Here is a 19,984-nt window from a genome sequence, read left to right on the forward strand (position 1 = left end):
GGCGTGGGCGTCCCGGTGTCCGAGAACGGTGGTCCGCCCGGACCGCCCCGTGCCGACGCCGCCCTCCTCGGCTTCGCCCGTGCCCTGCGGGCGGCCGGCGTGGACGCGAGTGCCGAGCGGGTGCACGCGTTTCTGCGGGCGGTGCACGAGCTGCGGGCCGGGATGCGGGCGGACGTGTACTGGGCGGGGCGGCTGACACTGTGCGGGGGGCGGGACGACCTGGAGCGCTACGAGCGGGTGTTCACCGCCTATTTCGGCGGCGCTGCGCCCGCCGGGCGGACCGTGACCGTCCCTCCCCCGCCGCGGCTGCGGTTGGTCGCACGGGCCGGTCCGATGCCCCGTACGGTCGCTCGCGACGAGCAGCACCGGGCCCGGCCGGCGGCGGCCCTCGCGAGCTCCGCCGAGGTCCTGCGCCACCGCGACATCGCCGAGCTGGACTCCGCCGGGCGCGAGCAACTGCGCCGGCTGCTGGCCGCGTTGGCGCTGCGCGGCGAGGTGCGGCGCAGCGCGCGACGGCGGCCGGCCCGGCGCGGGGAGGTCGATCCGCACCGGACGGTACGGGAGTTGCTACGGCGCGGCGGGGAGCCGGCGCGGCTGCGGCGGCACGCCCGGGCCGACCGCCCGCGGCGGGTGGTGCTGCTCGTGGATGTGAGCGGTTCGATGGCGCCGTATGCCGATGCGTTGCTGCGGTTCGCGCACGCGGCGGCCCGCGGGAGCCATACGGAGGTGTTCACGATCGGCACCCGGCTGACCCGGGTGACCCGCGAACTGTCGCACCGTGACCCGGACTTGGCGATGGCCGCGCTCGCGGCGGCCGTGCCGGACTGGCGCGGTGGCACCCGGCTCGGGGAGCTGCTGCGCGCGTTCCTGGACCGCTGGGGGCAGCGGGGCATGGCGCGCGGGGCAGTCGTGGTGGTGCTGTCCGACGGGTGGGAGCGTGGCGATCCGGAGCTGCTCGGCGCCCAGATGCGCCGACTGCACCGGCTGGCGCACCGGGTGATCTGGGCCAATCCCCGCAAGGCACGCCCCGGTTACGCACCCCTGGCCGCCGGGATGGCGGCGGCGCTGCCGAGCGTGGACGCGTTCGTCGAGGGGCACAGCCTGGCGGCGCTGGAGCGTCTGGCGGCGGTGGTGCGGGGCGCCGAGGTGGCCTTCGTGGAAGGAGCGGATCGTGCGTGAGATTCTGCCGACGCTGAGCGAGTGGTACGCGGCCCGGGTCCCGTTCGGCCTGGCCACCGTGGTCGCCGTGAGCCGCAGCGCACCGCGCGATCCCGGTGCGGCCATGGCGGTGGGCCCCGGCGACGAGGCCGTGGGGAGTGTGTCCGGCGGTTGCGTCGAGGGTGCGGTGTTCGAGCTCGCCAAGGAGGTCGTCGAGAGCGGCGAGGCACGCCTGGAGACGTTCGGGTACAGCGACGAGGACGCGTTCGCGGTCGGGCTCACCTGCGGCGGCGAGATCACCCTGCTCGTCCGGCCGGTCACGGCGGAGACCGACCCGGGCTTCGCCGCAGTCGCGGAGTCCGTCGCCGCGGGCCGCCCGGTGACCGTGGCGACGGTGACGGACGGGCCGGCGACGGTCGGGGCCACCCTGGCCGTTTGGCCGGACGAGGTGTCCGGCACGCTGGGCTCCACCGGTCTGGACGTCGCCGTCACCGCCGACGCACGCGGCGAACTCGCCCTCGGTGCCACGGGGTTGCGCCACTACGGCCCGCACGGCGAGCGCCGCGAGGACACGGTCACCGTCTTCCTGCACTCCTTCGCCCCGCCGCCGCGGATGCTGGTCTTCGGCGCGATCGACTACGCGGCCGCGGTCGCCCGTATCGGAAGCTTCCTCGGCTACCGGGTCACCGTGTGCGACGCGCGCCCGGTGTTCGCCACGCCCAAACGCTTCCCGGACGCCGTCGAGGTGGTCGTCGACTGGCCGCACCGCTACCTCAGGAGCACCGAGACCGACGAGCGCACGGTGGTCTGCGTCCTCACCCACGACCCCAAGTTCGACGTGCCGCTGCTGGAGGAGGCGCTGCGCCGGCCGGCGGCCTACATCGGTGCCATGGGCAGCCGCCGTACGCACGACGAACGGATGAAACGCCTGGTCGAAGCGGGGCTCACGGAGGCCGAGCTCGCCCGGCTGCGCTCGCCGGTCGGGCTCGACCTCGGCGCCCGTACGCCCGAGGAGGTCGCCGTGTCCGTCGCCGCCGAGATCGTCGCCCTGCGGTGGGGCGGCAGCGGCGCCCCGCTGACGGCCACCGGAGGGGCCATCCATCCGTCGCCGTAACGCCCGTTGGAGGAAGTCATGGAGCTGCACCACGAGTTCACCGTGCCCGTGCCCGTCGACGACGCCTGGCAGACCCTTCTGGACATCGAGCGGATCGCACCCTGCATGCCCGGGGCGACGGTCGAGGAGTACGACGGCAAGACCGTCACCGGCTCGGTGAAGGTCAAGGTGGGTCCGATCACCGTGACGTACAAGGGCACCGCCGTCTTCGAGGAGCAGGACGACAGCGCGCACCGCATGGTGCTGATCGCCAGCGGCCGGGAGACCCGCGGCCAGGGCACCGCACGCGCCACGGTGACGGGCAGCCTGACCGGGCGCGACGGCGGTACGGCGGTGTCGGTGCGGACCGATCTGACGGTGACCGGGCGTCCGGCGCAGTTCGGGCGCGGGGTGATGGCGGAGGTGGGCGACCGGCTCGTGGGCCAGTTCGCCCAGTGTCTGTCGGAGCGGCTCGTGGAGCCTGCCGGGGCGGTGGCTGAGCCGCCGGAGGAGACCGAGCCCCTCGACCTGTTCCGTACGGCCGGGGTGCCGGTGGCCAAACGGGCGGCGGTGGCGCTCGCGGCGGCAGTCGTGGTGGCGGTGGTGTTCGCGCGGGTGCGGCGGTGGCGGCGGGGCTGAACCGCCGCGGGGCCGGTCTCCTTCAGGCTCCGTTTCTGCGGTGGTCGTCGAGGATCGCCTCCAGGTGCTTCAGCGCTGCCGTGACCCGCGCCGGATGCTCAAGGAAGAAGGGATCGTCGGGTACCGGGAGCGATCCCGCGAGGGCCCAGCCGCGGCCCCGGGCCCAGCTCGCGTCGTCGGCGCCGACCGCCTCGCGGAAGACGTCGCGTGCCCGTGCGGGCAGGAACTTCCAGGCGGGCACCAGGTCCACGGCGGGGTCGGCCACGGCCAGCGTGCCGAAGTCGATGACGGCGCTCAGCCGGCCGTTCCGGGCCAGGAGGTTGCCCGCGTCGAGGTCGCCGTGGATCCACACCGGCGGCCTGTCCCAGGCGGGGGCGGCGAGGGCCGCCTCCCACACCTCGGTCACCGCGTCGACATCGACGAGTCCCGCCTTCTTCAGTGCCTCCAGTTTGGGCCGGACGCGGGCCTCGGCGGCCAGGGAGTCACGCGCATCGCCCAACGGCACACCGCGGAAGGCGTTGCTCTGCTCGGGGCCGGGGCCGCCGGCCGGGTCGGCGGCCTGCAGGGCGGTGATGAACTCGGCGAGGTCGAGGGCGGCCCCGACCGGATCGGCCAGCCCCTCGGTGGTCGCCGTCTCGCCGTCCAGCCACCGGTAGACGGACCACGGGTAGGGGTAGCCCTCGCCGGGCTCGCCCATCGCGAGGGGTTCGGACACGGCCAGCGGGAGGTACGGGGCGAGGCGGGGCAGCCAGCGGTGCTCGCGCTCCACCTGGCCGACCCAGTGGGCGTAGCGCGGCAGGCGTACGGACATCTCGTCGCCGAGCCGGAAGGTGGCGTTGTCCATGCCGGACTGCGGCACCGGGGTGACGGGCAGGTGGGCCCATTGCGGGAACTGGGCAACGAGCAGGCGGCGTACGAGAGTTGGGTCGATCAGCACACCGTCCATCTCAGCGGGGCGATGCCCGGACGTCCAACGAATTTGGGGGTGTGGGACGGGTGGTGAGGGGTAGCCCCGCCCTACGGGGTATGCACGCCCCCGCGGCACAGCACCTCTGCGGGAAGGAGGTCCGTGACAGCGCACACTCGCAGCGCCCGGGCCGCTCGCAGCAGCATGGAGCGGCCCGGATCCTGTGTTGTCACGCCGGTCCCGGACCTGTCAGCCGGTGCAGCTGTACGTCCGTGAGCAGTCCGTCGGCCACGGTGGCCGTCATATAGGTGCAGTGGGGCTGGCGGCGGCGGTCGGTCGGGGAACCGGGGTTGAGCAGGCGCAGGCCGCCGGGGGCGGTCGTGTCCCACGGGATGTGGCTGTGTCCGAAGACCAGTACGTCGAGGTCGGGGAACCGGGCGGCACAGCGCGCCTCCCGGCCCTGCGCCGGGCCCGTCTCGTGCACGACCCCGAAGCGCACCCCGCCGAGCTCGGCATACGCCACTTCGGGCAGCCGGGCCCGCAGCGCGGGCCCGTCGTTGTTGCCGTACACCCCGACGAGCCTGCGGCAGCGGGCCTCGAGCAGGTCGAGGGTGTCCGTGTCGACCCAGTCCCCGGCGTGGAACACGACGTCGGCGTGCGGGAGTTCGGCCAGGAGCCGGGCGGGCAGCTCCTTGGCGCGCTTGGGGAGGTGGGTGTCGGTCGTCAGGAGGAGGCGCACGGGGGCAGCTTAGAGAGGGCATGGGCGCCGCGCGGTTGACAGTCATGGCGCGGGTCCATGAGCCCTGAAGGATCTACAGGTGAAACTGTTCAGTCTGGACTGGACAGTTTCACCTTACGGTTTTAGGGTGGGGGCATGGATGCAGAAGCCACCGACCCTTCCGAGGGCATCACCGACTCCGCCGCCCGCGCGGCGCGCGATCTGCGGGTCATGTTCAGTCGGCTGCGGCGGCGCATCCGGGAGGTCGCCGAGGACGACGAGCTCACGCCGCCCCAGGTCTCCGCGCTCACCCTGGTGGCCAAGCACGGGGCCGCCACGGCCAGCGCGCTGGCCACGGCCGAGGGCGTACGGCCGCAGTCGATGGCGACCACCCTTGCGGCCCTGGACCGGCAGGGTCTGATCCGGCGCAGTCCCGACCCGGACGACGGCCGCCGCCAGCTGGTCACCCTCACCGACGCGGGCCGTCTGCGGGTGGCGGGCGACCGGCAGGCGCGTGAGGAGTGGCTGGCCCGGGCGCTGCAGGACCGCTACACCGAGGCCGAACGGCGAACGGTCCTCGACGGGCTGGCCCTGCTGGAACGGCTCACGCAGCCGTGATATCGAGGCTTTCCGGCATCGGACGCGCCCCTCGGACCACCCGCCCCTCCCCCACCGAATTCGACCGGCGGCTGATCGCGCCGATGCTGTTCGGCTCGGTACTCAACCCGGTCAACTCCTCGATGATCGCGGTGGCGTTGGTGCCGATCGGGGTCGCCTTCGGCGCACCGCCGGCCGAGACGGTGTGGCTGGTCTCGGCCCTGTACCTGGCCACCGCGGTGGGGCAGCCGGTCGTCGGGCGACTCGTCGACATGTACGGGCCACGTCGCCTCTATCTGATCGGTACGGGCCTGGTGGGCATCGCCGGGCTCCTCGGCGCACTCGCTCCCTCGCTCGGCGCGCTGATCGGCGCGCGCGTGCTGCTCGGTCTCGGGACGTCGGCGGCGTATCCGGCGGCCATGCAGCTGACGCGGAGCGAGGCCGAGCGCACGGGCCGGGACAGCCCGGCCGGGGTGCTGACCGCGCTCGCGGTGGCCAACCAGACGGTGGCCGTGGTCGGCCCCGCCCTCGGCGGGCTGCTGATCGGTGTCGGCGGCTGGCGGGCCGTCTTCACCGTCAACGTGCCGCTGTCCGCGGCCTGTCTGGTCCTCGGCGCGCTGCGGCTGCCGAGGGCGGCACGGGCCGCGGAGAGCCGTGAGCACGGGGTCGACCTGCCCGGCATGGCCCTGTTCGCGGTCATGCTGGTCTCGCTGATGCTGTTCCTGATGGACCCCCGGCCCGACCGCTGGTGGCTGCCGGTGTTCTCCGCCACGGCAGCGGCCGGCTTCGCGGTCCGGGAGCTGCGGGTGCCGAAGCCGTTCGTCGACCTGCGCGTGCTCGGCGGCAACGCCCCGCTGATCGTGACGTACCTGCGCCAACTGCTCGGCTACACAACGGCGTACGCCTTCATGTACGGCTTCACCCAGTGGCTGGAGGAGGGCCGCGCACTGCACGCGGCGGCCGCGGGGCTGGTGCTGCTGCCGCTGTCGGCCGCCGCGCTCACCGTCTCCGCCCTCACCGGACGCCGCGAGGCCGTCCGCGGCAAGCTCGTCGTCGGCAGCCTCGTCCAGATGGCCGCCTGCGCCGCGCTGCTCCTGGTCGGCTCCGGGACCCCGGTCTGGGCGTTGGCGGCCCTGGCAGCGGTGATGGGCGTACCGCAGGGGCTCATCGGGCTCGCCACCCAGACCTCGCTGTACCGGCAGGCCGAGCCCGCCCGCACCGCCTCGGCCGCCGGACTGCTGCGCACCTTCGGTTATCTCGGTGCCCTGGCCGCATCCGCCGCCGACGCGGCCTTCTTCACCCACCGCGCCGACACACCGGGTCTGCACGACCTCGCCCTGTTCATGCTCGCCGGGTCCGCACTGCTCCTGGCGACCGTTCTGCCCGACCGCTCACTGAGCACACTCGTACCCTCCTCCGGAAAGGCCTGAGCCATGACCGTCACCGCCCTCGACCCGCGCACCGCCCTCGTCGCGATCGACCTCCAGGCCGGCATCGTCCCCGCGCCGGTCCAGCCGCACACCGGCGCCGAGGTCGTCACCCGTACGGCCGAACTCGCCGAGGCCTTCCGGGCCCACGATCTGCCCGTGGTCCTGGTCCGGGTCTCCTTCGCCGACGACGGTGCGGACGCCGTCCCCGGCCGCACCGAGGCCCCCCGCCCCGGCGGCACCCGCCCGGAGGGCTGGGATGTCGTTGTCGGTGAACTGACCGGTCACCCCGGGGACATCGCCGTCACCAAGCGCAACTGGGGTGCCTTCCACGGCACCGATCTCGACGTCCAGCTGCGCCGGCGCGGTGTCACTCAGATCGTGCTGACGGGCATCGCCACCAGCATCGGCGTGGAGTCGACCGCCCGCGCCGCGCACGAGCACGGCTATCACGTCACACTCGCCACCGACGCCATGAGCGACATCGACCCCGAGGCCCACCGGGGCAGCGTCGAGCGGATCTTCCCGCGGCTGGGCGAGACCGGCACCACGGCCGAGATCCTGGAGCTGCTGGCCAAGACGCACGACTGATCCGGCCGACGGGGACGATCTCATGGGGGTCCGGAGTGGGGCGAAGCCTCCGGCGGAGATAGCATCTGGCCACCCGTACCCACACTTTCGGCGAGCGACCCGAGGGGGCTCGGAGCCCGATGCCGGTCAAGGTCAGTGTCATCGTCCCCGTCTACAACCCGGGGCCCTACATCGAGGACTGCATCACCTCGTTGCTGAAGCAGTCCCTTCCACCCGACGAGTACGAAGTGATCTTCGTAGACGACGGCTCCACCGACCAGACCCCGGCCCGGCTCGACGCGCTCGCCGCAAAGGAGTCCCGGGTCCGGGTGATCCACCAGGAGAATTCCGGCTGGTCGGGCAAGCCCCGCAACGTCGGCATCGCCGCTTCCCAGGGCGAGTACGTGATGTTCCTCGACAACGACGACTACCTCGGCGACGAGGCCCTGGAGCGGATGTACGGCTACGGCGTGGCCAACGGCGCCGACGTCGTCGTCGGCAAGATGGCCGGCCAGGGCCGCGCGGTGCCGGTGGAGCTGTTCCGCCGCAACCGGCCGCGGGCAAGCGTCCAGAACGCCCCGCTCATCGACAGCCTCACCCCGCACAAGATGTTCCGCCGGGCCTTCCTGGACGAGATCGGCCTCCGCTTCCCCGAGGGCAGGCGGCGGCTGGAGGACCACGTCTTCGTGACGGAGGCCTATCTGCGCGCGGCCAACGTCTCGGTGATCGGCGACTACGTCTGCTACTACCACGTCCGGCGCGACGACTCCTCCAACGCGGGCTTCCAACGCTTCGACCCGGTCGGGTACTTCAAGAATCTGCGGGAGGCGCTGGACGTCGTCGAGCAGTACACCGAGCCGGGCGAGGTGCGCGACAGTCTCCACCGCCGCTGGCTGCGCGTGGAGATGGTGGAGCGGCTGCGCGGCAAGCGCTTCCTCGCCAAGCCGGACGACTACCGGCGCAAGCTGTTCGAGGAGATCCACCAGATCACCGCCGAGCGCTTCGGCCCCGGTGTCGCCGCCGGACTGCAGCCGACGCAGCAGGTCGTGGCCGCGCTGATCACCGCCGACCGGTACGACGACGTGGTGGCCTTCGCCGAGTGGGAGGCAGGGCTCGCCCTGTCGGCCAAGCCGGGCACGGTCGAGTGGCGGGACGGCCGGGTGCAGTTCGACGTCGTCGCCGAGTTCACGGCGAGCGGTACGCCGCTGACGTTCCCCGGCGGCGGGGTCCGCACCCCGTTGGACGGCCCGCCCGCGGACCTCGCCGAGGCGGTCGCCTGGGTGGGCGCCGACACCGTCGCCCGGTTCGGACAGGCCACCCTGGACCTGCTGGTGCGCGAACGCTCCAGCGCCGCCCAGTACTTCCAGCCGGTCGAGGTCACCCGGGAGATCGTGCCGGTCGAGGACAGCGGGCAGGTCCGGCTGATGCTGCGGGCGACGGCCGCCGTCGACCCCGCCGGCGCGGTGGACGGCGCACCACTGCGCGCCGGGCTGTGGGACACGTACGCCCGCGTCAGGCTGGGCGGCTGGAGCAAGGAGTCCCGCGTCGGCCCGGGCCCGCGCAAGGCCCGCGCCGCCACGTCCGCCGGTGTGGTGGGCGGGCGGGTGGTCCTGCCGTACTGGACCGACCAGCACGGCAATCTCTCCCTGGACGTCGACCGGGCAAATCAGCGCCTGGGGCTCAGCCGGCTCGACCCCGAGACCGTGAGCGTCTCCGGGAGCCGGTTGCGCGCGCCCCTGCCGCTGCACGTCCCGGCCGAGACTGCCGTACTGCTGCGGCTGACCTCGTCCGACAGGACGGTGGACGTGCCCGGCACGCTGTCCCCGGCCGGGGACGGGACCCTGTTGGAGGCCGCCCTGACCGTCGCCGACCTCAGCGGCGCGACCTGGCGGACCGCCCTGTGCGCGGCCCCCGACGCCGTCGAGCCGCGCTTCCTCCCGCTGCCGCTCGCCCTGCGCGCGGACCCGAACGCCGTCAAGGTGGTACGGACCCCCAGGCCCTCGGCCCTGCGACGGCTGGCCCGCCGAGCGCGGCGTGCGCTCGCCGCGGTTCTCAGACGGCGTACGGCAGCCCGGGCAGCCAAGGCTCGAAGGGCGTGAAAGCGTGCGATCACTGGGCATAGCGGGCGCGTGGGCGCTGGAACCGAAGATCTTCCCCGACGAGCGGGGCAGCTTCCACGAGTGGTACCGCGGCGAGGAGTTCCGCGAGGCCTCGGGGTACGACCTGTCGCTCGCGCAGGCCAACTGCTCGGTGTCCCGCTGGGGCGTGCTGCGGGGGGTGCACTTCGCGGACGTGCCGCCCGGGCAGGCCAAGTACATCACCTGTGTACGCGGCGCGATCCTCGACGTGGTGGTCGACCTGCGCGTGGGCTCGCCCACCTTCGCGCAGTGGGAGGCGGTGCGCCTCGACGAGGACACCCGGCACGCCCTGTTCCTCGCGGAGGGCCTCGGGCACGCCTTCATGGCGCTCACCGACGACGCCACCGTGGTCTACCTGTGCTCGACGGGGTACGCACCCGGGCGTGAGCACGGTGTGCACCCCCTGGACCCGGATCTGGGCATCGCCTGGCCCGAGGGCATCCCCCCGGTGCTGTCACCGAAGGACGCGCAGGCGCCGTCGCTGGCAGAGGCCCGGCGGACCGGGCTGCTGCCGTCGTACGAGGCCTGCACCGCCCGTTACGAGGAGTTGCGCGGCCGACCGCTCAGCGGCTGACCGCCAGGCCCTCCAGGGCCGAGCGCAGCGGTTCCCAGCCGCGGGCACGGCTGAGGCCGCGGCCCCGGGCGCGGACCAGCGGGCGCCAGAAGTCGGCCTCCAGCAGGGTCTCCGGCGTGACCGCCTTCACCCGCTCCAGGACCGCCTCGGGCACCTTCTGCGGGTCGGGCACGTCGAACTCGGCCATGATCTCGTCGTACTTGTCCTTCAGCACGGTGTTCTTGGGGTCGGCGCCGAAGATGACGAGCTGGCCGGTGGGCTGGGTGTCGACGAGGACGGTCACGAGGTCGGGCCGGTAGCGGTTCAGGATCTCGATGACCTTGTAGACGTCGCCGGTCCAGGCGTTGGTGTGCCGGTCGCGGGCCGCCTCGTCGATGCTGCGCGGCAGCATGTCGTCGAAGACGATCACGCTCGACCAGTCGGAGTGCTTCTCGATGTTGATGAAGTCCCGCAGCGCGTATTCGAACAGGTGCATGCCGTCGATGAACGCCAGGTCGAGCGTGGTGCGCCGCCAGTAGCCGAAGGGGCTGCGGCCCCGGCGCAGGTTGCGCACGGGGTGACGGCCGCCCTTGAGGTGCTGGAGCGGGTTGTCACGGGCGAAGAAGTCGTCGCTGGTGGCCTTCACCAGGTGGACGTCGCACTTGATCTCCGTGACCACCTTGAAGGCGGGGTCGATCGCGACGCTGGGTACCCGCGACAGCGTCAGGCTGCGGCCGTCGTTGACTCCGATCTCCAGGTAGTTGCGGTTGGCGGTGGCCTTGTGCAGGCCCCGCAGGAACTCGTGACGTTTCACGAAGGGGACTCCTTGCGGATCAGGGGAAGTGCCTCGTGCAGGGCGGATCGCCGGTCGCGCAGCGGCGGCAGACCCAGCTCCTGCCGACGACCGTGGGCGAGGGCGCTGTACGCGGGGCGGGGCGCGGACCTCGGGAAGGCCTCGCTGCCCACGGGACGCACCCGGTCGGGCTCCGCGCCGAGGCCGGTGAAGACCTCCCGGGCCGGCTCGTACCAGGAGGCCTCGCCGGAGCCGGTGGCATGGAAGACACCATTCGCGCCCCGGCCCAGGTGCGGGCCGAGGTCGGCGAGACGTGCGGCGACGGCTGCGCTCCACGTGGGCTGCCCGCGCTGGTCGTCGACGACGTCGAGGGTGGCGCGGCGGGACTCCAGGTCGATCATCGTGCGGACGAAACTACGCCCGTGGACGCCGTAGAGCCAAGCGGTTCGCACGATTGCGCTCGATGTGGGCAGCTCCTGGGCCGCGGCACGCTCGCCGGCGAGCTTGGTGCGGCCGTAGGCGGTGCGCGGGGCGGTGGCATGATCCTCGGGATACGGGGTACAAGCGTCGCCCGCGAAGACGTAGTCGGTGGAGACGTGGACCAGCCGGGCGCCGTGTGTCGCGCAGGCGCGGGCAAGGTGGCGGGGCCCGTCGCCGTTGATCCGCCGGGCCCGCTCCTCGTCGGTCTCGGCGTCGTCGACGGCCGTGTACGCGGCGCAGTTGACGACGAGATCAGGACGATGGTCCGCCAACGCCCCTTCGACCGCCTGCTGTTGGGTGATGTCGAGGGCCGACCGGCTCGGCGTCACGGATGTCGCCCTGGGCGAACTCCAGCCGGGGGCGGCCGAGATCGAGGTTGTCGAGGTCGCCGGCGCAGCTGTGCCTGTCCGCCGGTGTCGAGAGGGTTCATGTATGGATCTGCACCTTGCTGTGGTCTCCGAGGACCAGGCGGTGGGCGCTGGGGACACTGGGGGCCGGCGTCACCTCGACATGCCGGCCGATCAGGGAGCTCTCGATCCGGCCCACCCCGAGGATCGAGGAGTCGCGCAGCACGATGGAGAACTCCAGTTCGCTGTCGGTGATCCGGCAGTTCTCCGCGACGGAGGTGAAGGGGCCGACGTAGGAGTCCTGGACGACGGTGCCGGCGCCGATCACGACGGGTCCGACGATGCGCGAGTTCACGACGCGCGCGCCCTCCTCCACGACCACACGCCCGATGATCTCGGAGCCCTCGTCCACCTCGCCGTCGATCCGGCGGTCCTGGCCTTCCAGGACCGTCCGGTTGACCTCCAGCATGTCGACGACGTTCCCGGTGTCCTTCCAGTAGCCCTTGATGACGGTGCAGCGCACGTCGGCGCGGCTGTCGATCAGGTGCTGGATGGCGTGGGTGATCTCCAGTTCGCCGCGCCAGGACGGCCGGATGGCGCGCACCGCCTCGTGGATGAGGGGCGTGAACAGGTAGACGCCCACCAGGGCGAAGTCGCTCTTGGGGTTCTCCGGTTTCTCCTCCAGGCCCACGACCTGGCCCAAGGCGTCGAGTTCGGCGACGCCGAAGGCGCGGGGGTCCGCGACCTTGGTGAGCAGGATCTGGGCGTCGGGGCGGTGGGTGCGGAACTCTTCGACGAGGGCGCTGATGCCGCCGACGATGAAATTGTCGCCCAGGTACATCACGAAGTCGTCGTCGCCGAGCCAGTCCCGTGCGATCAGCACCGCGTGGGCCAGCCCGAGGGGCCGCTCCTGGGGAATGTAGGTGATCTCCAGACCGAACTTGGATCCGTCACCGACCGCTTCCTGGATTTCTGCAGCGGTGTCTCCGACGATGACGCCGACCTCGGTGATGCCGGCCTCGGCAATGGATTCCAGCCCGTAGAAGAGCACAGCCTTGTTGGCCACGGGCACGAGCTGTTTGGCCGACGTGTGCGTGATCGGCCTCAGTCGTGTACCGGCGCCACCGGACAGCACGAGAGCCTTCATCTGCTTCACCTTAGTCGCGATCCCATTGAACGGGATCGCGACCGATGAGCTCGTCCCGGCCGACGGGCCGGTCAGTCCTCGCCTCGCACGATGTTCCCCTCCGGGCCCGGCTGGTCCGTTCGGGTGGTGCCCTCGTCGGGAACCGCCGGAATGCAGGTGCGCACGACGCCCGTGCCCTGCAGAACTCCTCCGTCTGCTCACGGCCAACGTCACGGACTGAGCACGAGCTCCGCCCACACCTGTTTGCCGCCGCTGACCGGCACCGTCCCCCAGGTCTCCGACACGGCCTCCACCAGGAGGATGCCGCGGCCGCCGGTCGCCTCCCAGCCGATGCTGGTCGGCTTCACGGGGGTGCGGGGCGAGGAGTCGGCGACCGAGACACGCAGCCGGTTGTCGAGGAGGGTGAGACCCAGGCGCACCTGGCCGTCGGTGTGCACCAGGGCGTTGGTGACGAGTTCGGAGACGACCAGGAGGACGGTGTCCGCGTCGTCCCGGCTCACGCTCCAGGCGCGCAGGGTGCGCCGGGTGAAGCGGCGGCTGTGTCCGACGGCCTCGGGGACGCGCCAGACCGTCCAGCTCTCGCGCAGCGGACGCAGCGCCATGCCGTCGTAGCGCAGCAGGAGCAGGGCGATGTCGTCGCTGCGCCGGGCGTTGCCGAGGAGGGCGTCGGCGACCAGGCCGAGGTGGGCAGGGTCGGAGACGGACAGTTCGTGGGCGAGCCGCTCCATGCCGGCGTCGATGTCGGCCTCGGCGGACTCGACGAGGCCGTCCGTGGTGAGCGCGACCACCGTGCCGGGCTGCAGGCGCAGCACACTCATCGGGAAGTCGGCCTGCGCGAGGACGCCGAGCGGCGGTCCGCCCTCGGTGTCCGGTGCCTCGGTGCTGCCGTCCGGGTGGCGCAGCACCGGCGGCAGGTGTCCGGCGCGGACGTACCAGGCGGAGCCCTCCTCCATGTCGACGTCGACATAGCAGCAGGTGGCGAAGAGGTCGGTCTCCATGTCCATCAGGAGCCGGTTGGCGTGGGAGACGACCACGTCCGGCGGGTGGCCCTCGACCGCGTAGGCGCGCAGGGCGGTGCGCATCTGCCCCATGAGCGTGGCGGCGCCCGCGTTGTGGCCCTGGACATCGCCGATGACGAGGGCGACGTGGTTGTCGGGCAGCGGGATCACGTCGTACCAGTCGCCGCCGACCTCCAGGCCGGCCGTGGTGGGCAGATAGCGGGCGACGGCGACCGCGCCGGGCAGCTTGGGCAGGCGGCGCGGCAGCAGCTGGCGCTGGAGCATGCCGACGAGTTCGTGTTCGGCGTCGAAGGCGTGGGCGCGCATCAGGGCCTGGCCCGCGAGGCCCGCGGAGGCGGTGAGCAGGGCGCGTTCGTCGGGGCCGAAGTCGTGCGGGGTGTCCCAGCCGATCAGACACGCGCCGGCCATGCGGCCCGCGGCGGGCAGCGGCAGCACGGCGAGCCCGCCGGGGCCGACGTCGGCGAGGGCGGGTTCCAGAGGCGTGCCGGCGGGCCAGATGTGCGCGCGGCCCTCGCGCAGGGCGGCGGCGAGGGTCGGCATGGCGCGCACCGGGGCGTCGGGCCACTCGGAGCGCCACTCCAGGCGCCACAGCTCGGGCCAGGACTCCGGTTCGGGCGGTTCGAGGACCGTGACGACGAGCCGGTCGCCCTCCAGTTCGGCGAGCGCGATCCGGTCCGCCTGCAGCGGCCCCAGCAGGGCGGAGACCACGGCCTGGCTGACGTCGCGGACAGTGCCGGCCGTGGCGAGCATGGCCGCGAGGCGCTGGACGCGGGCCACATCGGTGACCTCGGAGCGCAGCTTGGAGGCGTCCGCGACGGTGCCCACGAGGGTGGCGGGCCGGCCCTCGCCGCCGGGCAGGAGGCGCCCCCGCAGCCGCAGCCACTTGGGCGGGCCGGACGGCTGCAGGACCCGGAACTCCAGCTCGCGGTCGCCGATGGACATGTGGTCGGCCTCGACCACCGACATCAGCGAGGGCAGGTCCTCCGGCACGGTCAGGCCCAGCAGGGTCTCCACCTTGCCGTCGAACCCGGCGCGGGTGACGGCGAACAGCTCCAGGATGTCGTCGCCGACCTCTACGCGGCCGCTGTCCATGGCGAGGCTGAAGGCGTCGGCCGGCAGCTCGCCGCCCTCGGCGGAGCGGGCCGGGGCGGGGCAGCCGACGGCGTCGGCGATCAGCTCCAGGCACTTGCGGTCCTCCGTGTCGAAGCCGTCGGGCCGCTCGCCGACGGCCAGCAGACAGCCCCCGCCGCCGTCCCCGCGTGCGGGGAGCACCGCCAGGAAGAAGTCCCGCGGCGGCGTCCGCCGTGCCTCGACGGGCTCGGCCGGTTCCTCGGGCCCGAGCCAGACCGGGCTCCCGGAGCGGTGGCTGTCGGCCACCGGGGAACTGCCGGAGCGCGGGTAGCTGTCACGCAGGCCGTACAGCGTCCTCGGTACGCCCGCCGACTCGACCAGGCACAGCAGATCGCCGTCCTCCTCCGGCGTGTACACGGCGGCGAACGCCGCCCCGGCGAAGACGAGCGCCTGCTCCAGGACCCGGCGCACCCGTTCGGGTGAGTCCGGACCGGACGTGAGCGCTTTCAGGGCACCTTCGGCGCGCAGAGTTCTCGTTCTGCGACCCTCGGCGCCCTCATTGACCACGTCCGCAATTACAGCGCGTATGGGACGCCTGCGCAGCCCCTGTGAGGATTCCGTGGAGGTCATCGGGCCCGTCCACTCGAAACGCGCCGAACATGTCTTTACGCGTGCGTATCGCACGGTGATCTCGTGACAGGCGTGACTGTCCGGGGCCCTCCGGTGGCTGGAAGTGTCGATGCCGGGCCACGGAGGGGGATCCATGGACAAGCGGTACGAGGTGTACGCACTCGCGGACAGACACTTCTACGAGACGCCGGACCGGCTCGCCGCTGCCGGACAGCAGGCGGCGCCGCTCTTCGAGACCGCCCGTCGTGAGGTGCCCGAGGGGTGGGCGGCGGCGCGGATCGGCGACTGGCTGACGCTGACGCCGCCGGGGCCCGTGCCGGAAGTGGCGCAGGGCTGGAAGATCCACGCCTCCGCCACCCGGGCGAACGCGGAGCGGATCGCGGCGATCGTGTGGGACTACTGCGTGCCGCGCCGGATCCCGTTCAAGTTCGTGCCGGGACCGCATCTTCTGCACCTGCGCAACACCAAGTACGCGGCCCGCGACACCAGCGGCAAGTTCGTCACCGTCTACCCGGCCGGCGAGGAGCAGCTCCACCGGGTGCTGCGCGAACTGGGCCGCCTGCTGGAGGGTTTCGAGGGGCCGTACATCCTCACCGATCTGCGCTGGTACGACGGCCCGCTCTATGTCCGCTACGGCGCGTTCGCGCGCACCTTCGTCGTCGACGAGCGGGGCTCGCTCGTGCCCGCGGTGCGGGACGGCGCGGGAACGCTGGTGCCGGACCGGCGGGCGCCGTCCTTCCAGGTGCCCGAGTGGGTGACGCTGCCCGCGTTCCTCGAACCGCATCTGGCGGCTCGCAACACCACGACGGTGGGCGAACTCCCGTACCGCATCGAGAAGGCGCTGCACTTCTCCAACGGCGGCGGGGTGTACGCGGGCACCGACACCCGCAGCGGGCGCAAGGTCGTCCTCAAGGAGGGGCGGCCGCATGCGGGGCTGGCCTCCGACGGTGCGGACGCGATCGCCCGGCTGGAGCGCGAGAAGCAGGCGCTGGAGCAGGTGGCGGGGACCGGTGTGGTGCCGGAGGTGCGGGACTGGTTCATGCTGGGCGACCACCGGTTCCTGGTCATGGACTTCCTGGAGGGGCGCCCGCTCAACTCCTTCTTCGCGGAGCGCCATCCGCTGCTGACGCCGGACCCCGACCCGGATGCCGTACGGGCCTACACGGACTGGGCGGTACGGATCCATGGCGCCGTCGAGCGTGCGGTGGAGGCGGTGCATGCGCGCGGGATCGTCTTCAACGACCTGCATGTCTTCAACATCATGGTCGCGCCGGACGGGGAGTCGGTGTCCCTGCTCGACTTCGAGGCGGCGGCGCCGGTGGCTACCAGCGGCCGTCAGGTCGTAGCGCACCCCGGCTTCTTCGCCCCGCCCGACCGAACGGGCACCGATGTCGACCGCTATGCGCTGGCGTGCCTCAGACTCGCGCTGTTCCTTCCCGTGACCACGCTGTTCGTGGTCGACCGGGGCAAGGCGGCGCATCTGGCCGAGGTGATCGCGGAGCAGTTCCCGGACGTACCGCGGGAGTTCCTGGACGAGGCGGTCGCGGAGATCGCGCGGGATGCCGGCGTGGGCGCCCCGGCGCTGGTGCGGCCCGGCGACTGGCCGCACAGCCGCGACTCGATGGTCAAGGCGATCCTCGCCTCGGCCACCCCGGACCGCGACGACCGGCTCTTCCCGGGCGACATCGCCCAGTTCTCCGACGGCGGCGGACTCGGGCTCGCCCACGGTGCGGCCGGGGTGCTCTACGCACTGGCCGAGACCGGCGCCGAACGGTACGAGGAGGGCGAGCGCTGGCTTCTCGCCCGCACGGACCTGCCACCGGTCGGCACCCCGCTCGGCCTCTACGACGGGCTCGCGGGCGTCGCCCACGTCCTGGACCGGCTCGGCCACCGGCAGCGGGCCCTCGACCTGGTCGAGGGCATCCTCGCCGAGAAGTGGCAGAACCTCTCCTCCACCCTGCACGGCGGCCTGGCCGGCCTCGGCCTGGTCCTCGGTCGACTGGCAGGCACCACGGGCGAGTCGGAGCTGCGCGAGCGGGCCGCCGAGGCGGCGGACATCCTGATACGGCGTCTGGCCGAGCCGCCGCCCGAGACGCGGACGCGGCGGCGGGCCGGACTGCTGCGGGGTGCGAGCGGGACGGCGCTGTTCCTGCTGCGGCAGTACGAGTGGACCGGCGACGCGGGGCTGCTGGAAGCGGCCGGTACGGCGCTGCGCCGGGATCTGGAGTGCTGTGTCGTCCAGCAGAGCGGTGGCGGCCTGGAGGTCGATGAGGGCTGGCGGACCCTGCCCTACCTCGGCGACGGCAGTGCGGGCCTCGGCATGGTCCTGGACGACTATCTGGCGCATGCCACCGACGCGGAGTTCGACAAGGCACGCTCCGGCATCGTCACCGCCGCCACCTGCCGCTTCTACGCGCAGCCCGGTCTCTTCCAGGGCCGCGCCGGGATGATCCTGCACCTCGGTCGCACCACAGAGCCGGGCGCGACGGACCGGCAGCTCGCCGAGCAGATCGCCGGACTCGACTGGTACGCCATGGCGTACGAGGGCCAACTGGCCTTCCCCGGCCACCAGATGATGCGGCTGTCCATGGACCTCGCCACCGGAACGGCAGGGTGCCTGCTCGCGCTCGCGGCGGCCACCGAAGGCAGCGCCCACCTGCCGTTCCTCCCGCCGCTGCGGCGGCCCTGAAGACGCGGCTCCGCGACCTGACGGAGTCGTGACCAAACCCCGTCCCCACGGGTGGACATCGATGAAAGGACACGAGATGGCACTGCTCGACCTGCAGACGATGGAGTCCGAGGAACACACCGACGGCGGCGGTGGCGCAAGCACCGTCAGCCTGCTCTCCTGCATCAGCGCGGCGAGCATTCTGCTCTGTCTCTGACGGCACCGTGCACCCACGGCTCCGGGCGGTCCGCTCCCGCGAGGGAGGGGCCGCCCGGGGTCCTGCGCTCCCCCGACCCCGGATGTGAGGCCGCAGCCGTATGACGACTCGTGCCGACACCGCACACCCCGCCACCTCGCTGAACTCCGCCACCCGGCACAGCGGCGCGCGCTGCCTCGCACTCTGCCTGATGAGCACGGCGTCCACCGGTGCCGGACTGCTCCTGCCGGCCGCGCTCGGCCGCACCCTCGACCTGCTCCTGGCGCACGCCCCGGCGGCCCGCTGGGTGCTGTGCTGCGCGGGGATCATTCTGCTGCTGGCTCTGCTCGACGCCTGCGAGACCGTGCTCGGCGGCACCGTCGACGCGACGGCGACGGCGTGGCTGCGGCGGCGGCTGACGGAGCATGTGCTGGCCGTGGGTCCGCGTGCCGCCGCCCGCTTCGGGCCCGGCGATCTCGTCGCCCGGCTCGTCGGCAACGCGGCCCAGGCGGGCACGGCTCCGGCCGCCCGCGCCGCGCTGCTCGCCGCGCTGGCCGGTCCCGTCGGGGGCGTGGTGGCGCTCGGTCTGATCGACCCTTGGCTGGCAGCCGTGTTCCTGGCCGGGGGGCCACTGCTGACGCTCCTGCTGCGTGCCTTCGCCCGTGACACGACACGCTGTGTGGCGGACTACCAGGAGGTTCAGGGGCGGATCGCGGGCGCGCTGGCGGAGGCGGTGGCCGGCCACCGCACCATCGACGCGGCGGGTACGGCGGACAAGGAGGCGGCGCGGATCCTGCGGCCGCTGCCCGAACTGTCCCGTGCGGGCCATCGCATGTGGCGGGTGCAGGGGCGGGCCGCGGCGCGGGCGAGTGCCGTGGCGCCGCTGCTGCAGCTGGGCGTCGTCGCCGTGGCGGGCCTTCTTCTCACCCGGCACCGGCTGTCGGTCGGCGAGGTGCTCGCCGCCTCCCGGTACGCGGTCCTCGCGACGGGTGTCGGTGTGCTGGTCGGCCAGTTCGCTGCGCTGGCCCGGGCCAGGGCGGCGGCCGGGCGCCTCGACGAGGTCCTGGCGGAGCCGGCCGTGGTCTACGGCCGACGCCAACTGCCGCCCGGTCCCGGCCACTTGGAGCTTCGGGGCGTGACGGTGCGGCGCGGCGAACGCACCGTCCTCCACGGCGTCGACCTCGTCGTCCCCGGCGGCACGACACTCGCCGTGGTCGGCCGTTCCGGCACGGGCAAGTCGCTGCTCGCCGCACTCGCCGGCCGCCTTGCCGACCCGGACTCCGGAGAGATCCTGCTGGACGGCGTCCCCCTGCGCGACCTGACCCACACCGCCCTGCGCCGGTCCGTCGGCTACGCCTTCGAACGCCCCGCCCTTCTGGGCACAACGATCGAGGACACGCTGATGCTCGGCCTGCGGCCCCCCTCCCCCGCACGCATCCGCGAGGCGACCCGCCTGGCACGTGCCGACGACTTCGTACGCCGTCTGCCGAACGGCTACGCCACTGCCTGCGCCGACGCACCCCGCTCCGGCGGCGAGTCCCAACGCCTGGGCCTGGCCCGGGCCTTCGCCCACGACGGCCGCCTGCTCATCCTCGACGACGCCCTCTCCAGCCTCGACACGGTGACGGAAGCGCAGATCACCCAGTCCCTGCTGACCCACGGCCCGGACACCACCCGGATCCTCATCGCCCATCGGGCAGCCACGGGGGCGTGTCAGTGATCTTGTGTAAGTCGCCTGGTTTCATTGGATGCTGAGCCGGTCCTCGAAGAAGAGTGAGAACTGGTTCAGTGCCTCTTTCCAGTGTGCGGCGACGTGGTTCGCGTCGCGCGCTT

Annotated in this window: 17 protein-coding genes; 11 read left to right on the forward strand and 6 right to left on the reverse strand. The window is 72.8% G+C overall.

The window, feature by feature from the left end:
* Window positions 1-3: 3 nt before the first annotated feature.
* The 3 genes from P2Q00_RS45190 to P2Q00_RS45200 are packed head-to-tail and all read left to right on the forward strand — an operon-like array spanning window position 4 to window position 2,890.
* Window positions 4-1,179 (forward strand): vWA domain-containing protein, encoded by a 1,176-nt coding sequence (locus tag P2Q00_RS45190; RefSeq protein ID WP_275780634.1) that lies wholly within the window; start codon window positions 4-6, stop codon window positions 1,177-1,179.
* The gene (locus tag P2Q00_RS45195; protein ID WP_275780635.1) at window positions 1,172-2,272 is read left to right on the forward strand and encodes an XdhC family protein; all 1,101 of its coding nucleotides are present in this window, start codon (window positions 1,172-1,174) and stop codon (window positions 2,270-2,272) included. The genes P2Q00_RS45190 and P2Q00_RS45195 overlap by 8 nt, the downstream gene beginning before the upstream one ends.
* Before the next feature lie 18 nt (window positions 2,273-2,290).
* On the forward strand, window positions 2,291-2,890 hold the full coding sequence (locus P2Q00_RS45200) for an SRPBCC family protein (protein ID WP_275780636.1): 600 nt from the start codon (window positions 2,291-2,293) through the stop codon (window positions 2,888-2,890).
* Window positions 2,891-2,912: 22 nt separating this feature from the next.
* On the opposite strand, the gene P2Q00_RS45205 is transcribed toward P2Q00_RS45200, so the two are convergent.
* Together P2Q00_RS45205 and P2Q00_RS45210 are read right to left on the reverse strand one after the other, a co-directional pair.
* Entirely contained in the window at window positions 2,913-3,836 is a 924-nt protein-coding gene (locus P2Q00_RS45205) for an aminoglycoside phosphotransferase family protein (protein WP_425579646.1), read from the reverse strand.
* Window positions 3,837-4,026: 190 nt separating this feature from the next.
* A complete protein-coding gene (locus tag P2Q00_RS45210) occupies window positions 4,027-4,536 on the reverse strand; it encodes a metallophosphoesterase family protein (protein WP_275780638.1) in 510 nt (169 codons plus the stop codon).
* Between the two features lie 135 nt (window positions 4,537-4,671).
* On the opposite strand from P2Q00_RS45210, the gene P2Q00_RS45215 reads away from it, so the two are divergent.
* The 5 genes from P2Q00_RS45215 to rfbC all read left to right on the forward strand — a co-directional run bounded on the left by P2Q00_RS45215 (window position 4,672) and on the right by rfbC (window position 9,821).
* Window positions 4,672-5,133, forward strand: coding sequence for a MarR family winged helix-turn-helix transcriptional regulator (locus P2Q00_RS45215; protein ID WP_275780640.1), 462 nt, complete (start codon window positions 4,672-4,674; stop codon window positions 5,131-5,133).
* Window positions 5,130-6,542 (forward strand): MFS transporter, encoded by a 1,413-nt coding sequence (locus tag P2Q00_RS45220; RefSeq protein ID WP_275780642.1) that lies wholly within the window; start codon window positions 5,130-5,132, stop codon window positions 6,540-6,542. The genes P2Q00_RS45215 and P2Q00_RS45220 overlap by 4 nt, the downstream gene beginning before the upstream one ends.
* A 3-nt stretch (window positions 6,543-6,545) precedes the next feature.
* Complete coding sequence (locus tag P2Q00_RS45225; RefSeq protein WP_275780643.1) at window positions 6,546-7,130, forward strand: hydrolase; 585 nt, start codon at window positions 6,546-6,548, stop codon at window positions 7,128-7,130.
* Between the two features lie 119 nt (window positions 7,131-7,249).
* A complete protein-coding gene (locus P2Q00_RS45230) occupies window positions 7,250-9,208 on the forward strand; it encodes a glycosyltransferase family 2 protein (protein ID WP_275780645.1) in 1,959 nt (652 codons plus the stop codon).
* A 4-nt stretch (window positions 9,209-9,212) separates the two neighbouring features.
* The gene (gene rfbC, locus P2Q00_RS45235; protein ID WP_275780646.1) at window positions 9,213-9,821 is read left to right on the forward strand and encodes a dTDP-4-dehydrorhamnose 3,5-epimerase; all 609 of its coding nucleotides are present in this window, start codon (window positions 9,213-9,215) and stop codon (window positions 9,819-9,821) included.
* On the opposite strand, the gene P2Q00_RS45240 is transcribed toward rfbC, so the two are convergent.
* From P2Q00_RS45240 to P2Q00_RS45255, 4 genes are all read right to left on the reverse strand, one after another.
* On the reverse strand, window positions 9,811-10,614 hold the full coding sequence (locus P2Q00_RS45240) for a class I SAM-dependent methyltransferase (RefSeq protein ID WP_275780647.1): 804 nt from the start codon (window positions 10,612-10,614) through the stop codon (window positions 9,811-9,813). The two genes, rfbC and P2Q00_RS45240, sit on opposite strands and share 11 nt — an antisense overlap.
* On the reverse strand, window positions 10,611-11,402 hold the full coding sequence (gene rfbD / locus P2Q00_RS45245) for a dTDP-4-dehydrorhamnose reductase (RefSeq protein WP_275780648.1): 792 nt from the start codon (window positions 11,400-11,402) through the stop codon (window positions 10,611-10,613). Before rfbD ends, P2Q00_RS45240 begins: the two co-directional genes overlap by 4 nt.
* A gap of 97 nt (window positions 11,403-11,499) precedes the next feature.
* Window positions 11,500-12,567: a glucose-1-phosphate thymidylyltransferase gene (locus P2Q00_RS45250; protein WP_275780650.1), complete on the reverse strand. Its 1,068-nt coding sequence runs from the start codon at window positions 12,565-12,567 to the stop codon at window positions 11,500-11,502.
* A gap of 209 nt (window positions 12,568-12,776) precedes the next feature.
* Window positions 12,777-15,224, reverse strand: coding sequence for a SpoIIE family protein phosphatase (locus P2Q00_RS45255; protein WP_275780670.1), 2,448 nt, complete (start codon window positions 15,222-15,224; stop codon window positions 12,777-12,779).
* A 196-nt stretch (window positions 15,225-15,420) separates the two neighbouring features.
* Here P2Q00_RS45255 and lanKC point away from each other — a divergent pair, with 196 nt between their 5' ends.
* From lanKC to P2Q00_RS45270, 3 genes are all read left to right on the forward strand, one after another.
* Window positions 15,421-17,976: a class III lanthionine synthetase LanKC gene (gene lanKC, locus P2Q00_RS45260; protein ID WP_275780651.1), complete on the forward strand. Its 2,556-nt coding sequence runs from the start codon at window positions 15,421-15,423 to the stop codon at window positions 17,974-17,976.
* A gap of 76 nt (window positions 17,977-18,052) precedes the next feature.
* Complete coding sequence (locus P2Q00_RS45265) at window positions 18,053-18,172, forward strand: SapB/AmfS family lanthipeptide (RefSeq protein WP_275780652.1); 120 nt, start codon at window positions 18,053-18,055, stop codon at window positions 18,170-18,172.
* Window positions 18,173-18,272: 100 nt separating this feature from the next.
* The gene (locus tag P2Q00_RS45270; RefSeq protein WP_275780653.1) at window positions 18,273-19,871 is read left to right on the forward strand and encodes an ABC transporter ATP-binding protein; all 1,599 of its coding nucleotides are present in this window, start codon (window positions 18,273-18,275) and stop codon (window positions 19,869-19,871) included.
* Window positions 19,872-19,984: the final 113 nt, after the last annotated feature.

Source organism: Streptomyces coacervatus (assembly GCF_029223485.1).
In the GTDB taxonomy this organism is placed as follows: domain Bacteria; phylum Actinomycetota; class Actinomycetes; order Streptomycetales; family Streptomycetaceae; genus Streptomyces; species Streptomyces coacervatus.

Coding starts and splice junctions, on each gene's coding strand:
- P2Q00_RS45205 (WP_425579646.1), bottom strand. CDS start 3,836: ATGGACGGTGTGCTGATCGACCCAACTCTCGTACGCCGCCTGCTCGTT.
- P2Q00_RS45250 (WP_275780650.1), bottom strand. CDS start 12,567: ATGAAGGCTCTCGTGCTGTCCGGTGGCGCCGGTACACGACTGAGGCCG.
- P2Q00_RS45225 (WP_275780643.1), top strand. CDS start 6,546: ATGACCGTCACCGCCCTCGACCCGCGCACCGCCCTCGTCGCGATCGAC.
- P2Q00_RS45265 (WP_275780652.1), top strand. CDS start 18,053: ATGGCACTGCTCGACCTGCAGACGATGGAGTCCGAGGAACACACCGAC.
- P2Q00_RS45200 (WP_275780636.1), top strand. CDS start 2,291: ATGGAGCTGCACCACGAGTTCACCGTGCCCGTGCCCGTCGACGACGCC.
- P2Q00_RS45230 (WP_275780645.1), top strand. CDS start 7,250: ATGCCGGTCAAGGTCAGTGTCATCGTCCCCGTCTACAACCCGGGGCCC.
- P2Q00_RS45270 (WP_275780653.1), top strand. CDS start 18,273: ATGACGACTCGTGCCGACACCGCACACCCCGCCACCTCGCTGAACTCC.
- P2Q00_RS45215 (WP_275780640.1), top strand. CDS start 4,672: ATGGATGCAGAAGCCACCGACCCTTCCGAGGGCATCACCGACTCCGCC.
- lanKC (WP_275780651.1), top strand. CDS start 15,421: ATGGACAAGCGGTACGAGGTGTACGCACTCGCGGACAGACACTTCTAC.